Below are 11,824 nucleotides of genomic sequence, written 5' to 3'. Positions count from 1 at the left end.
TGCACCACCTGGAGGGCGTACCGTGCACCGCCGCAACAACGGCCTGAGGACCGCCCTGCTGCTGGGGTCGCTGTCCGCGCTGATCGTCGTCGTCGGCGGCTTCTTCGGCCGCACCGGCCTGCTCGTCGCCGTCCTCGTGGCGCTCGGCACGAACGCCTACGCCTACTGGAACAGCGACCGGCTCGCCCTGCGGGCCATGCGCGCCCGCCCCGTCAGCGAGTTCCAGGCGCCCCAGCTCTACCGCATCGTCCGCGAGCTCTCCACCGCCGCGCGTCGGCCCATGCCCCGGCTGTACGTCTCACCCACCCAGGCCCCCAACGCGTTCGCCACCGGACGCACCCCGCGCAACGCCGCCGTCTGCTGCACCGAGGGCATCCTGAGCCTCCTCGACGAACGCGAGCTGCGCGGCGTCCTCGCGCACGAGCTGAGCCACGTCCACAACCGGGACATCCTCATCGCCTCCGTCGCCGGGGCGCTGGCCTCCGTCGTCGTCTTCCTGGCCAACTTCGCCTGGCTCATCCCCTTCGGCCGCACCGACGACGACGAGGGCCCCGGCCTCGTCGGCATGCTGATGCTCATGATCCTCGGGCCCCTCGCCGCCTCCGTGATCCGCCTCGCCGTCAGCCGCTCCCGCGAGTTCGAGGCCGACGCCGACGGGGCGCAGCTCACCGGTGACCCGCTGGCCCTCGCCTCCGCCCTGCGCAAGCTCGACGCGGGCACCAAGCGGCTGCCGCTGCCCCCCGAGCCCCGGCTGGAGACGTCCAGCCACCTCATGATCGCCAACCCGTTCCGGCCCGGTGAGGGGCTCTCCCGGCTCTTCTCCACGCACCCCCCGATGGACGAACGCATCGCACGGCTCGAACGCATGGCAGGCTGGACGCCGTGAAGACGATTCTGAACGTCATCTGGCTGGTGCTCGTCGGCTTCTGGCTCTTCCTGGGCTACCTCGCGGCGGGCGTGCTCCTGTGCATCACCGTCATCGGCATCCCCTTCGGCATCGCGTCCTTCCGTATCGGCGTCTACGCGCTCTGGCCCTTCGGCTACTCCGTGGTCGAACGGCGTGACGCGGGCGCGGGCTCCCTCGTCGGCAACATCCTGTGGCTCGTCCTGGCCGGCTGGTGGCTGGCCCTCGGGCACATCGCCACCGGCGTCGTGTTCTGTCTCACGATCATCGGCATCCCGTTCGGCATCGCCAACTTCAAGCTGGTGCCCGTCTCGCTGATGCCGCTCGGCCGCGAGATCGTCCGCTCCGACGCACCCCGGGGGTACGCACTCCGATGACCGTCCGCCGCGTCGTCCCCGACGCCCACACCCATGCCCTGGCCGAGAACCGCGACTTCTACGGCCTCCTCGGCCTGGAGGAGGTCATGAACCTGGGCTGGGTCATGGCCCTGGCCTCCCCGTCCAACCCCACGGCCCAGCTCCTCTTCATCCGGGAGGAGACGGCGCCCGTCGTCCCCGACCTCAGCATCGAGGTGGACGACGTCGACGCCGTCCACGCCGCCGTCCTGGCCTCCGGGGCCGAGATCGTCCACCCGCTGACCGACGAGCCCTGGGGCGTGCGCCGCTTCTTCACCCGCGACCCCGAGGGGCGCGTGGTCAACGTCGTCAGCCACCGCGACGCCTGACCACCGCGCGGGCCGGCCACCGCTTTGGCCGGCCGCCGCCCGAAAAACCGCAGGACAACGGGCGGGCCCGCGGATAGCTTTGCCTTACATGGAACCCCTCACCGAGAAGACCGTCCGGGCCAGCTTCATCAACTGCAGCAAGGGCGAGGCGTCCCGGCTGCGCCTCCCGACGGACTTCCCCGCAACGCCCTGGGGCGACCTGGACTACCTCGGCTGGACGGACCCGACGGCCCCCCAGCGCTCCCTGCTCGTCCTGCCCCGCGCCGACGGGCCCGTCGGCGTCCTGCTGCGCGGCACCTCCGGCCAGCCGGCCGGAACCGTCAAGTCCAGCATGTGCCAGATCTGCCTCACCGCCCACGACCTGTCCGGCGTGCGCCTCCTCGTCGCCCCGCGCGCCGGAGCCGCCGGGCGGGCGGGCAACTCCGTCGGCCTGTACTTCTGCGCCGACCTCAAGTGCTCCCTCTACCTGCGCGGCATCCGCCGGCCCGCCCGCCGCCTCGTCCGGCACACGGAGTCGCTCACCCTGGAGCAGCGCGTCGAGCGTGCCCTGGCCAACCTGGACGACTTCGTCGCCAAGGTCGCCGCCCCCTGACGGCAGCGCTCAGCGTCCGGCCTCCCCCTCCGGCTCCACCAGCCCGACCGTGCCCCCCAGCCGGGCGGCCGCGTGGTCGAAGAACGCGTCGCGGGCGTCGATGACCCGCTCATACTGGCCGAACACCTCGAAGCCGACCAGCCCGAACAGCTGTGACCAGGCGGCCACCGCCTCCGCCAGGACGGGCCCGGGCAGCCGGACGCCGAGCCGCTCGCGCAGGTCCGCCACGTCGCGCAGCACCGCCTCCGGCACCGGCGGACCGGACGTCCGCAGCGCCCCGGCCGCATGCGCGTCGGCCACCACGGCGATCAGGGCCAGCCCGACGCGGGACGCCGGGCCCACGGTGGCCTGCGGCGCCGCGTAGCCGGGCACCGGCGAGCCGTGGATGAGGGCGTACTCGTGCGGATGCGCGAGTGCCCAGTCCCGCACCGCCCGGCAGACGGCCGTCCAGCGGGCGACGGGCCCGGCGTCCGCCCCCGCGTCCAGCGCGCGCTCGGCGGCCTCACCGACGGCGTCGTAGGCGTCGATGATCAACGCGGTCAGCAGCTCGTCCCGGCTGGGGAAGTAGCGGTAGAGGGCCGAGGAGACCATGCCCAGCTCCCGTGCGACGCCGCGCAGCGAGAGCCGTGCGGCACCCTCGGCGGCCAGCCGGCGCCGGGCCTCCTCCTTGATCGCCGCCGTCACGTCACTCCGCGCGCGCTCCCTGGCCCCTCTGATCACCGTCATGGGGATGAGTGTGCCAGGTGCCGGAGCAGCGGCCAAGAACGAGAGCACTGCTCTTGCCGGCAGCGCGTACGGGTGCGACACTGCTCTATAACGAGAGCAGTGCTCACATCGTGGAGGTCCCCGCCATGCCCGCACACGTCATCAAGCCCGGCCGGCTCACCGTGCACGTGCTCAACCCGCTGATCGCCTGGCTCGCCCGCCGGGGCGTCAGCGTGTGGGGGGCCAGGATCCTGGCCGTGCGCGGCCGGAAGACCGGCACCTGGCGCCGCACCCCCGTGAACCCGCTCACCGTGGACGGCCGCCTCCACCTCGTCGCCCCGCGCGGCCACGTCCAGTGGACGCGCAACCTGCGGGTGGCGGGCGGCGGTGAACTGCGACTCGGCAGGAGGACCGAGCGCTTCACCGCCGTCGAGGTGCCGGACGAGGAGAAGCCCCCGCTCCTGCGCGCCTACCTCCGGCGCTGGAAGGCCGAGGTGGGCGCCTTCTTCGACGGCGTCGGCCCCGACGCCACGGACGCCGAGCTGCTCGCGATCGCCCCGAAGCACCCCGTCTTCCGCCTCACCGTCGAGCCCTGACCCGCCCGGTACCCGACCGGGCGGGCGCCACCCGTCAGCGGTAGTTGACGAACTGGAGGGCGAAGTCGAAGTCCTTGCCCTTCAGCAGGGTGATGACCTCCTGCAGCGCGTCACGGCTCTTCGAGCTGACCCGCAGCTCGTCGCCCTGCACCTGCGCCTTGACGCCCTTCGGGCCCTCGTCGCGGATGACCTTGGCGACCTTCTTGGCGTTGTCCTGGGAGATGCCCTCCTGGATCGAGCTGAAGATCTTGTACTCCTTGCCCGACGCCTGCGGCTCCCCGGACTCCAGCGCCTTCAGCGAGATCCCGCGCTTGACCAGCTTGGTCTCGAAGATGTCCAGGACCGCCTTCGCGCGCTCCTCGGAGTTGGCACGGATCTCGATCTTCTCGCCCGACCAGGCGATGCTCGCGCCCACGCCCTTGAAGTCGTAGCGCGTGGAGATCTCCTTGGCGGCCTGGTTGAGGGCGTTGTCGACCTCCTGCCGCTCGACCTTCGAGACGATGTCGAAACTGGAGTCGGCCATCGTGGGTTGGCTCCTCAATGCGTAGATCCGGTAGGGACGACGGCCCGCCCGACGGCGTCCGCGCCCGCAAGCCTAGCCCCGCCCACCCGGCCGGGCCGCTGATCAACCGAGTGGCGAAGCACCCCCACCCATCAGGTATGGTTTACCCCGTCGTCGAGGAGCACGGCTCCGGACGGCCATCCCAGGCGGTGTGCCCGAGCGGCCAAAGGGAGCAGACTGTAAATCTGCCGGCTCAGCCTTCCCAGGTTCGAATCCTGGCGCCGCCACAGGAACGCAAGAGGCCCCTGACCTGCATACAAGCAGGCAGGGGCCTCTTCGTATCGGTGCCCAGCGGAGTGTCGGACTGTCTCACCCCGTCCCGTTCGATCACGTCCTCTACCAGTGGTTCTGGACGAGCCGTGGACGGGCGTCGGGTGGGTGACCTGCACCTATGGGGCATGCGTGGGGCTCAGCCGGACGGCGTCCCCCGCTCCCCCAACCGAGCGGAGATCTTGGCGTTCGCTGCCTCGTCCGCGTTGCCGAGGAACTTGGCGTACACCCGGAAGAGCACGGCCACGCTGTGGCCGGCCCGCTTGGCCACCAGCTGCGGTTCCACGCCGGAGCTGAGCCACGTGGACACCGCTGCGTGGCGGAGGTCATAGGGCCGTTTCGCCATGAGCGTTTTCGCGGCGCCCGCTGGGAGGGCTTTCTCCCGGGCCCGCGCCCAGACCTCCCCGTAGCCGCTCTCCTGCACGAGTCCACCCCGCAGCGTCCGGAAGAGCCGACCGTCCGGGGCCACGCCGTGCGCCGTGATGTGCCACCGCAGCATGGCCACCAGCTCGGGCGGGATGGGCACCGGCCGCACGGCCTTCCGTGACCGGTGCTTCAGCCCACGGCTGTCGTGCGCTTCCCCGGAATCCGTCCATGCCGCGCCCGCTCGCGGACGCGTCTCCTGTAGTTGCAGGAGGCCCCAGCCACGGCGGGGCAGTGTGCAGTCCTCCCGCCGCAGCCCCACGACTTCGGCGGGCCGCGCGGCGGCGTAGTAGATGCAGCCGAAGAACGCGACCAGGTGCCGGCCACGGGCACCCTGCGCCCGCACGGCGTTCAGCAGTTCCGCCGCCTGGACGGGGTCGGGGACGCACGACGGGTCGATTTCTTCTTCGACCGGTTCAGGCAGGCTCCAGCTCACCCGGGGAATCGGATTCTCGTTCAACAGCCCGGCGTCAACGGCGTAGACAAGCGCGTTGTGGAAGATGGCCCGCTTTCGGCGGATCGTGGACGACGCTGCCGCCTTGCCGTCCAACTTGCGGGTCAGTGCGTCCAAAACCTTCCGCACGAGCATCCTGTCCGCCAGCGCTGACGTGGGTTTCGACTTCCGCTCGAACCATGCCAACACGGCTTGGTACTCGGGCGGCGGCTCCTCGTCCCAACGCTTCACGTTGAATGCCCAGCCGTACAGCGCCGCGCGGACGACGCGGGCGTCCGCCATGCCTTTGGTGTCCTTCACGAGCACAGGCGTCACAGTGGCCATGGCCTCTGCGAGCGTCTTCCGTGTGGACGCGGGGGAGTGCGGCCACTTCATCTCGATGTACTGCCGTGCGTGTTGGTACCACGAGATGTCTTCCTGCTCTCGCAGCAGGGACTTCGGAAGCCCGCTTTCCACGTCGAACGGCTCACCTGCCCTGGCGGCGGTGATGAGCTGAGCCTTGCGGCTCTCCGCCAGTCCGGCCGTGAGGAACGACTCCGAATGTGCCCGCTCGCCCACCTGCCAGCGAAGCTGGAACGGCTTGCGGTACCGACGCTTTCGGATGCTCCACACGCGGACGGTGTAGCTCCACTCCATTACGACACCTCCATGTCGGCCAGAAAGGCGTCGAGGTCGCTACGGCGCACCCGGAGGTGCCCGTTGGGCAGGCGATGTGTGCGGGGGCACTGGCCACGGTTGCGCCAGCGGTACCAGGAGGCTCGCGTGATGCCCAGTTCTTCCAGCACCACGGTGAGCGGTAGGAGTTCATCAGCGGGCTGACGGCGCTTGCGTGCGGACGTGCTCACGGGCGGACCTCCCTGTCCGATCCGGGGATGCGCATGGGTTCTCCGTTGGTGTCCGGCTGGGGCGGTAAGGGCGGTAAGGGTGTTAAGCGGCCTGAGCTGGGCCTTCGCTGGGGCGGTAAGGGGTGCGGTATCCGGGGCGGTATGTCGGGGGCGCGCGTCCGGCGGACTTACCGCCCGCCTTTCCGCACCCCTTACCGCCCTGCCGTCGCCGCTGGTCAGCGTGCTTATCGCCCTTCGCGCCCTTACCGCCCTCAGCCCGCGTAGCTGATGACGGTGGTCGGGCGGCCTCGGGTCGGCCGCTGGGTGCGGACGTAGCCGGGCTGGTCGAGCAGTTCGGCGGTGAGCCGGTCGCGGTCCGCGCGGCTGGAATTCTTGAACAGCCGCCGCACCTGGTCGGCGCTGAGCCCGTCCGGTCCGGCCGCGCGTACGGCGTCGGCGAGCTTGTTCACCTTCGGGTCGCCGGTGACGTTGCCCAGCAGGTGCACGGCGGACGCGCGGGCGTAGTTGAGCAGCTGCCATGCCGCCCGCATGTGGGTCTCGGTGATGGTGTCCGTGTGGTCGCACAGGGCGTAGACCATGGCGACGCGCTGAACGTAGGGCGCGGACCGGGCCGTGAACTGGGCGATGACGCCGCCGGCGGAATCGTCGCTCAGTGCCGGGTACACCTCGTCGCAGTACAGCGCCCACGCGTCCGGGCTGAACTTCACGTGCTCCACACGGGCGGCGTCGTTCAGGACGGTGCGCCACCCTGCCGCGAGATTGGCCACCAGCTCCGGGCTGGCGCCGCGCGAGCCGGGGAGCACGAGGTTGCGGTGGCAGAAGATCGGGAGGAAGCGGTTGTACGTGCCGCCGGCCATTTCCGAGTCCTGCATCTTGGCCCGGAACTCCTCGGGGGTGATGTGGCCGAGGATCGCGATGTGGGGATCGGTGGCCTTGAGCGAGTCGCGGACCATCGAGCCGAGCGAGTCGCCGTCCCATGCTTGCCGCAGGACGCCCGGCAGGCTTGAGCCCTCTCGGCGTCCCCGGCTCATCGTGACGGCGTACTCCGACTCCAGCACCCACAGTCGCTTGTCGGTGCTGGCCGGTGCGGGGTTGTCGCTGTCGTCGTCCTTGACGTACTCGATGAGCCCTTCGCCGGAGTTCAACCCGCGCGGGGTGTGCTCCGGGCCGAAGAACTCGGGCAGGGCTTCCGCCAGCACACGGCGGGCCGTCGAGGTCGCCGAACCCTTCCGGCCGGTCGAGGTGGGACCTATGGTGAGGGCCCAGATGAGGCAGGGATGCCGGTCGTTGCCGACCATGACGTGGGGGCGTCGTCCGATGGCGGCCCCGGCGGCGGAGAGCAGGTTCACCAGGACCGCGACCGGGTCGGCCTCGGTCGTGGGGTCCAGTTCGCGCACGGTCTCGCCCAGCCAGCCGGTGAACACGTCGGGGTGGGGTGTCGGGCCGAGGCGCTGAGGCCGGCGGATGCCGGGCTGGGGGTCGTAGAGGACGTTCGGCGGTCCGTCTTGCGGTGCGTCGTCCTCGGGCCCGCTGTCGCGGTCGGAGGTGGTGAGCGCGGTCACCTCGGCCAGCACGGCGGCCCGCACCTCGTGCGTGTCGACGTCGGACGCTGACGCGGCCTGCACGAGCCGGTTGCCGGATTCGATCAGGCGTCGGCGGACCGCCTTGTCCCTGATGATCTCCGCGTAGTACTCGGCGTGGCTGGGCGTCGGGACCTTCTGCACGAGCGAGTGCAGGTATCCGGCACCACCCACACGGCGAAGGTCGCCGGTCCGGTCGAGTTCGTGCGTGAGGGTGATGGGGTCCACGGCCCGTCCCTCGTCGTGCATCCGCTGAACGGCGCGGTGGATCGTCTCGTGCGCGGGCCGGTAGTGGTCGGAGGGGTCCATCGTGCCCGCCGCATCGGTGATGGCGGCGTCCGACAGGAGCATGGCGCCCAAGACGCACTGCTCCGCGTCGAGGTCCTGCGGCGGACCGTCCCGCCGGGCTTCACCGGGCCCGTGCAGCAACAGCACATCGCCGTGCTGCCGGTCCGTGGGATCAGCTGTCATTCTGGAGGTCTCCTGTTCAGTCATCGAACGGGCAGGGAGACCGGGGCGGCGGGTGTTCCTTGGCCGGGAGACCGCCGCCCCGGGCGTTGCTACTGGTCGCAGGCCCAGCGGGCGTACTGCTGGCGGACGTAGCCGCGGGCATCCCGGACGCCGGTCACGTCGTCCAGCTCGACGAGCCGCTGAGCGGCCTTCGCGGCCACCTCGTCGGCGTCACCCGGGGCGTGATCGGTCAGGGCGATGCGGTCGAGCACGGCGGCCTTGCGCAGCCAGAACTCGCGGCCGAGCGTGGTGCCGACGGGGCGAGTGGCTGCCGCGTCGGCGGTCCACCCGATCTCGCGGATGATGCTGGGCGCGGTGGCGTAGGCGTCTTCCGGCGCCGGCCACGTCGCGGTCTCGGTGTCGGGGCGGTGGTCGGCGGTGATGTAGAGCCGGGCCTGAGCGCTGTGCCGGGACGGCAGCCGCCGCACGGGGCCGGTCTCGAACGTGGTGTTCAGGGCGGTGGTGATGCGGTCGGCGTCGGCCGGGTCGCAGATGACGCGAAGCTCGAACACGGGTCAGTGCTCCTGGTCGCAGATGCAGTCGGGGCACTCGCTGCTGCCGTCGGCGCCGCACCCGCAGCAGTGGGGGTAGGGGTCGGGGTCGTCGGCGCACAGCTCGCAGTCGATGAACGCGGGCATGGGTTCAGTGCTCCTTCGCGGTGGTGGTGAGGGCGGTGATGCTGCCGCCCAGCGCGGCGAGCCGGTCCTCGATGGCTCGCCAGGACTCGGGGTCGATGGAGGCCAGGGCGTGAGCGGCGGCGGCCGTGTCGCCGCGCTGGACGGCGTCGACGGCGTCGCGCAGTTCTCCGGCGGCCATGAGGGTGATGCGGTCGGTCATCGCAGCCGCCCGGTCAGACGTTGGGGATGGCGTCGATGACGGCGGCGAAGAACTCGTTGATGGGCCCGGCCGCGCCGGTGGACGCGAGGAAGTAGCCGAACCCTGCGGCGACGAACGCGGAGCCGGCGCCGAGGCTGCGGGTCCTCAGCAGCATGGCCAGTGCGCCGCCGAAGAGGAGTGCGAGGGAGATGGTCACAGCCATGGGTGGTTCTCCTTCGGGGTGCGTGCGGGGGTGTGGGTGCCGTCGTGGTGCAGGCGGGTGGTGCGGTTGTAGAGCCAGCGCCCGGCACGGAGGCGGTGGCCGTGGCCCTTGCAGCGGCGGCAGGTCTTGCCGCGCTTGGGCTTGCCGCGCCGGGTGTGGGTGAGGGCGAAGCCGAGTCCGGAGCAGGTACGGCACTGGCCGAAGGGCGATGCCGCACACAGAGTCGCGTAACCCAGCGTGACGAACAGGAGGATGGCTATAGCACCCAGGGCAGGGGGCATGTACGGCCTCCAAAGCCGGATTCCGGTGTTCTTGCAGGTGGGCCGCTAGGAGTTAGTGAGCTGATCAGGCGCGGTGCGGGCCGCTAGTGGGGCCGCTAGACCTAGCGGGGTGTGCCGCTAGGTCTAGCGGTGAATCCGAGTCAGGCCGCGTCGGTGTTTCCGTCACGCTGAGCGACGGCGGTGAGGATGTCGGCGCGCTTGATGCCGCGCCGGTTCGCGCCCTTGCCGTCCTCCGTCGTCCCCCAGACCTGACCGGTCTTGACGCCGTAGGGCTTGAGCGCTGCGGTCAGTTGCTCACCGCTCCACGTCCCGTAGACGTCCGGTCGCAGCTCCGCCAGCCGCGCCACGACCGTCTCCGACCACACCTTGGCCTCGTCCGCGCCGACGACGGCGAGGATGTCGGCGAGCAGGTCGAACCCGGGCTGGGCGGTGGCGTCGGCGTCGTGCTCCTGCCCCAGGGCGTACCCGGCGAGCGTGCCGGCCGCTTGGCGTGCGGCGCGGGCCCGGGCGGCGATAGCGTCGGCGGCGGGGGCGTCAATGAACGTGGAGCGGACGATGCGGGCGTCGGCGCCTTCCCCCACGAAGTAGTGGATGCCCTTGTCGGCCCAAGAGAACATCGTGGCCCGCACCCCGCGCTTGTAGGCGGAGGTGCCCAGCACCATGTCGTTCTCCAGCTGGCCCATGACCTTCAGGCAGAACCGCGCGGAGGCGTTCGCGCTGATGCCGGTGGGCAGGGCCTTGGCGTCGGGGCGCTGGGTGGCCAGCAGGAGCACGATGCCGGTCGCGGGGCCGCGCTTGACCAGATCGGTGCAGATCTCCTCGATCTCGCTTCCGTGCTTGTCGTGCTCGAACCACACCTGGCACTCGTCCACCCCGATCACGATCGGGTGCAGGCCGAGTGACGCCTTCGACGCCAGCGCGGAAGTCACCTTCGACTCCGGGCACACGTCGCGCGGCAGGGCCCGGATCGCCTTGGTACGGCGCCGCAGCTCCTCCCGCAGGGCCCGCAGGTCCGCCAGCGCGTATTCGATGTCCTCCTCTTCGTCCCCGGCGCGGTGGCGGTAGGAGACGGCGTTGCCGACCGGGTCGAGGTCGCCGGTTCCCTTGAGGTCGTACGTGTGCAGCTCCGCTCGCGGATCGAGTGCGGCGATGAGCAGCAGGAGGCGCAGGAGGAAGGTCTTGCCCATGCGGGGGATCGCACCGATCACGGCCGCGATGTACATGAGCGTGATCTCCACCCACCGCCCGCGCGGGTCGGTGCCGAACGCGACCGGCTTGAACAGGTCCACGCCCCCGTCCTTGGCCAGCGGCCACACAGGCTGCTTGGCCTTGGACATGTCCTGATCCCCGACCCACAGCACCAGGCGCCCGGTGTGCTCCTCCGTCACGGCCTCGGGCCACACGCACCCCAACGGGCGACGCAGGCCCGACGCGAGCTTGTCGCGCCGGTCGATGACGTCGGTGACCGTCACCCCGTAGGGCAGGTCACCTTCGGCGCGCCAACCGCGCCCGTCGCGGGCGATGGGAGCGGTGAACTTGAACCCGTCCCCGCCCTTGGACTGCGCCTGATTGATCGCCGGAATCCCCAGAGCGCCCAGCGCACGCAGGACGATGTCGGACGTGAGCTTCGGAGCCTTGCCGGTCTCCACGGCGCGGTGGATGACGGGAGCATCGGCCGGCGCCCCCAGCCACCCCAACGCGAGCGTCACCGAGGCGCCCGCGAGCGCGAGCAGCCAGCCGGGAGCGAGGACGTACAGCGACAGGGCCGCCCCGATCCCGACGAACGTCGAGACGACGGCAACCAGGGTGCGCCACTTCACGCGGCGGTCCCGCTGGCGGGAAAGCGTCATGTACTCCGCCACGTTCTCCCGCCGCGCGGCAGCCGCCCGCAGCGGATCGCCTTCGCGATCGGCCACCCACCGCATCGCCCCGCCGACGAACTTCGCCGTACCGGCCGGGGCCTGTGCGGTCAGCCGCAGCCCGTACCACGGCAGGCGCACCCCGTGGTACGCGACGGTGTGCCCGATGTGGCCGGTCAGCCACCGCGCCGCCGTCGCGAACTCGTCCCGAGAGCGGGCCCACGCCGGAAGCACTGCGCGACGCTTACCACCCCGCAACCGATCGGTCAGCCCACCGCCCGATCCGGTCCCCGGGGAGTCGACCCACACGCGCCCCGATCCGTCGACCGACCCGGAGTCGATCCGTCCGGCCGATCCCGTCGCCGATGCGTCGGCCGACTCGCGGGCCGATCGCGCCTTGTCCAGATCGACCACCGCGCCGCCCGACCCGTCGGGCGTGCGATCGGCCGATCCGGTGCCGCTCATCTCGTGTTCGAGCCG

16 protein-coding genes and 1 tRNA gene are annotated in these 11,824 nt (G+C 71.2%); 6 read left to right on the top strand and 11 right to left on the bottom strand.

What is annotated here, in order from left to right:
- Positions 1-22: 22 nt before the first annotated feature.
- The 4 genes from htpX (at position 23) to V6D49_RS10240 (ending at position 2,220) form a co-directional block, all read left to right on the top strand.
- Positions 23-886: a zinc metalloprotease HtpX gene (gene htpX / locus V6D49_RS10255; protein ID WP_340558957.1), complete on the top strand. Its 864-nt coding sequence runs from the start codon at positions 23-25 to the stop codon at positions 884-886.
- Positions 883-1,281 (top strand): YccF domain-containing protein, encoded by a 399-nt coding sequence (locus tag V6D49_RS10250; RefSeq protein WP_340558956.1) that lies wholly within the window; start codon positions 883-885, stop codon positions 1,279-1,281. The genes htpX and V6D49_RS10250 overlap by 4 nt, the downstream gene beginning before the upstream one ends.
- Positions 1,278-1,628: a VOC family protein gene (locus V6D49_RS10245; RefSeq protein ID WP_340558954.1), complete on the top strand. Its 351-nt coding sequence runs from the start codon at positions 1,278-1,280 to the stop codon at positions 1,626-1,628. The genes V6D49_RS10250 and V6D49_RS10245 overlap by 4 nt, the downstream gene beginning before the upstream one ends.
- Positions 1,629-1,716: 88 nt before the next feature.
- On the top strand, positions 1,717-2,220 hold the full coding sequence (locus V6D49_RS10240) for an FBP domain-containing protein (protein ID WP_340558952.1): 504 nt from the start codon (positions 1,717-1,719) through the stop codon (positions 2,218-2,220).
- Positions 2,221-2,229: 9 nt separating this feature from the next.
- Here V6D49_RS10240 and V6D49_RS10235 read toward each other — a convergent pair whose 3' ends face one another.
- A complete protein-coding gene (locus V6D49_RS10235) occupies positions 2,230-2,946 on the bottom strand; it encodes a TetR/AcrR family transcriptional regulator (protein ID WP_340558951.1) in 717 nt (238 codons plus the stop codon).
- 125 nt (positions 2,947-3,071) lie between these two features.
- Here V6D49_RS10235 and V6D49_RS10230 point away from each other — a divergent pair, with 125 nt between their 5' ends.
- A complete protein-coding gene (locus V6D49_RS10230) occupies positions 3,072-3,521 on the top strand; it encodes a nitroreductase family deazaflavin-dependent oxidoreductase (RefSeq protein WP_340558950.1) in 450 nt (149 codons plus the stop codon).
- A 34-nt stretch (positions 3,522-3,555) separates the two neighbouring features.
- On the opposite strand, the gene V6D49_RS10225 is transcribed toward V6D49_RS10230, so the two are convergent.
- Complete coding sequence (locus V6D49_RS10225; RefSeq protein WP_191209806.1) at positions 3,556-4,044, bottom strand: YajQ family cyclic di-GMP-binding protein; 489 nt, start codon at positions 4,042-4,044, stop codon at positions 3,556-3,558.
- 184 nt (positions 4,045-4,228) lie between these two features.
- Here V6D49_RS10225 and V6D49_RS10220 point away from each other — a divergent pair.
- A tRNA-Tyr gene (locus tag V6D49_RS10220) sits at positions 4,229-4,310 on the top strand.
- A 182-nt stretch (positions 4,311-4,492) separates the two neighbouring features.
- On the opposite strand, the gene V6D49_RS10215 is transcribed toward V6D49_RS10220, so the two are convergent.
- The 9 genes from V6D49_RS10215 to V6D49_RS10175 all read right to left on the bottom strand — a co-directional run bounded on the left by V6D49_RS10215 (position 4,493) and on the right by V6D49_RS10175 (position 11,809).
- Entirely contained in the window at positions 4,493-5,866 is a 1,374-nt protein-coding gene (locus V6D49_RS10215) for a tyrosine-type recombinase/integrase (protein ID WP_340558949.1), read from the bottom strand.
- Positions 5,866-6,075: a helix-turn-helix transcriptional regulator gene (locus tag V6D49_RS10210; RefSeq protein ID WP_191209885.1), complete on the bottom strand. Its 210-nt coding sequence runs from the start codon at positions 6,073-6,075 to the stop codon at positions 5,866-5,868. The genes V6D49_RS10215 and V6D49_RS10210 overlap by 1 nt, the downstream gene beginning before the upstream one ends.
- A gap of 251 nt (positions 6,076-6,326) precedes the next feature.
- Positions 6,327-8,126, bottom strand: coding sequence for a DnaB-like helicase N-terminal domain-containing protein (locus tag V6D49_RS10205; RefSeq protein ID WP_340558947.1), 1,800 nt, complete (start codon positions 8,124-8,126; stop codon positions 6,327-6,329).
- Between the two features lie 89 nt (positions 8,127-8,215).
- Positions 8,216-8,677: a hypothetical protein gene (locus V6D49_RS10200; RefSeq protein WP_340558945.1), complete on the bottom strand. Its 462-nt coding sequence runs from the start codon at positions 8,675-8,677 to the stop codon at positions 8,216-8,218.
- 3 nt (positions 8,678-8,680) lie between these two features.
- On the bottom strand, positions 8,681-8,803 hold the full coding sequence (locus tag V6D49_RS10195; RefSeq protein WP_340558944.1) for a hypothetical protein: 123 nt from the start codon (positions 8,801-8,803) through the stop codon (positions 8,681-8,683).
- Between the two features lie 4 nt (positions 8,804-8,807).
- Complete coding sequence (locus V6D49_RS10190; protein ID WP_340558942.1) at positions 8,808-9,002, bottom strand: hypothetical protein; 195 nt, start codon at positions 9,000-9,002, stop codon at positions 8,808-8,810.
- Positions 9,003-9,015: 13 nt separating this feature from the next.
- Positions 9,016-9,204 carry a hypothetical protein gene (locus tag V6D49_RS10185; protein ID WP_340558941.1) on the bottom strand — a complete coding sequence of 63 codons (189 nt, stop codon included), beginning with the start codon at positions 9,202-9,204 and terminating at the stop codon, positions 9,016-9,018.
- The gene (locus V6D49_RS10180) at positions 9,195-9,485 is read right to left on the bottom strand and encodes a hypothetical protein (RefSeq protein WP_340558940.1); all 291 of its coding nucleotides are present in this window, start codon (positions 9,483-9,485) and stop codon (positions 9,195-9,197) included. Before V6D49_RS10180 ends, V6D49_RS10185 begins: the two co-directional genes overlap by 10 nt.
- A gap of 140 nt (positions 9,486-9,625) precedes the next feature.
- The gene (locus V6D49_RS10175) at positions 9,626-11,809 is read right to left on the bottom strand and encodes a cell division protein FtsK (RefSeq protein ID WP_340563847.1); all 2,184 of its coding nucleotides are present in this window, start codon (positions 11,807-11,809) and stop codon (positions 9,626-9,628) included.
- Positions 11,810-11,824 lie beyond the last annotated feature (15 nt).

Source organism: Streptomyces sp. GSL17-111 (genome assembly GCF_037911585.1).
Taxonomy (GTDB): domain Bacteria; phylum Actinomycetota; class Actinomycetes; order Streptomycetales; family Streptomycetaceae; genus Streptomyces.
This window is presented reverse-complemented; position numbering and strand designations above follow the sequence as displayed.